At 68.3% G+C, this 1541-nt stretch carries 1 protein-coding gene; it reads right to left on the minus strand.

Features of this window, described 5'->3' with window-relative positions; genetic code table 11:
- Positions 1-63: 63 nt before the first annotated feature.
- The gene (locus ABZ622_RS42075; protein WP_360552628.1) at positions 64-1278 is read right to left on the minus strand and encodes an IS110 family transposase; all 1215 of its coding nucleotides are present in this window, start codon (positions 1276-1278) and stop codon (positions 64-66) included.
- Positions 1279-1541 lie beyond the last annotated feature (263 nt).

Here is a 1541-nt window from a genome sequence, read left to right on the forward strand (position 1 = left end):
GGGGGGGTGCCTCTATGTCCTTCGTCAAGGCTGCGCCATCGGATTTGTAGCTGTTTGCCTTGGTCATGCGGCGAGGGTGACTGTGCGGGTTCGGGGCTCGTAGAAGGTTCCGTCGCGGAGCATGGCGAACAGGACGCTGATGCGTTGGCGTGCGAGGCGGAGGAGAGCTTGGGTATGCGTCTTACCGCGGGCGCGTTGCTTGTCGTAGTAGGTGCGGGAGGCGGGATCGGCGTTCATGCAGGCGAAGGCGGAGAGGAACATGGCGCGTTTGAGCTGCCGGTTTCCTCCTCTGGGCGCGTGTTCGCCGTGGATCGAGGTCCCGGATTGCCTGGTCGTCGGGGCGAGTCCGGCGTAGGAGGCGAGGTGGGCGGCGGTGGGGAAGCTGGTGCCGTCGCCGACGGTGGTCAGCAGGACTGCGGCGGTCCTGACGCCGACGCCGGGCATCGAGGTCAGGACCTGGGAAAGAGGGTGGGCGTCCAGAAGGGTGTTGATCTGTGCTTCCAGGGCTCGGCGTTGTTCATGGACGGCGCCGAGCGAGCGGGCCAGGGAGGGCACGACGATGTCGAGGGTGCCGGTCCCCGGGACCACGACGGTCTGTTCGTCGAGGGCGTCGAAGACGTCGTCGATCAGCCGGGCGGCCATGCGCGGGGCCTTGGGCCGGATCATCTCGACGAGTCTGCGACGGCCGGCTTTCCGCAGCGCGGCCGGGGACCCGTACCGCTCCAGCAGCCAGGTGACGGCCTGGTGGTCCAGGCGCGGGCCCAGGACGCGTTCCAGGCTGGGGTGGAACTGGGTGAGCAGGCCGCGTATCCGGTTGGACGTGCGGGTCGCCTCGGCGGCCAAGTCCTGGTCGAAGCCGACGAGCACGGTCAGCTCAGCGGTGATCTCGTCGGTCAGCTCCAGGGTGCGCAGGGTGTGCGGCATGGTGCGGGCGGCGTCTGCGATCACCGCCGCGTCCTTCGCGTCGGTCTTGGCCTCCCCCGGGTAGAGGTCGGCGATCCGGCGCATGGCCAGTCCGGGCAGGTAGGCGACCTTGCAGCCGGCATCCCGGGCGACGGTAAGGGACAGGGCGCCGATGGAAGCGGGCTGGTCCACGATCACCAGCACGGTCCCGAACTTCGTGGTCAGCTTGTCGAAGACGGCCCGTAGCTTCGGCTCGCTGTTGGGCAGCGGCTTGTCGAAGACCTTCTTCCCGGCCGGGGTGAGCCCATGACCGTGATGAGCACTCTTGCCGACGTCCAGGCCGAGGAACACGCCCACGTCTTCGGTGTCGAACATCGAGCCCTTTCAGGGAGTTGAACGTGCCGGCCTCGGCAGTGGTGTCGTACGCGCGCATCCACGTTATGCAGACCTGCCGCCCGCGAACTGCCCGACATTGCGCCGGACCGGGCGGTGGCCGGACCTCTCATCAGCGTCTCCGACGGCACCTCCCGGGCCCGGTGACACCACCCCCCAGGTCATTCCTTCGACAGGGGGACACAGTCATGCCGGGCCCGGAGGCCAGCGGCCCTCTTGCAGGACCGCGAAAAAGATAACGGGGG

It is taken from the genome of Streptomyces sp. NPDC007164 (assembly GCF_040634135.1).
In the GTDB taxonomy this organism is placed as follows: Bacteria; Actinomycetota; Actinomycetes; order Streptomycetales; family Streptomycetaceae; genus Streptomyces; species Streptomyces sanglieri.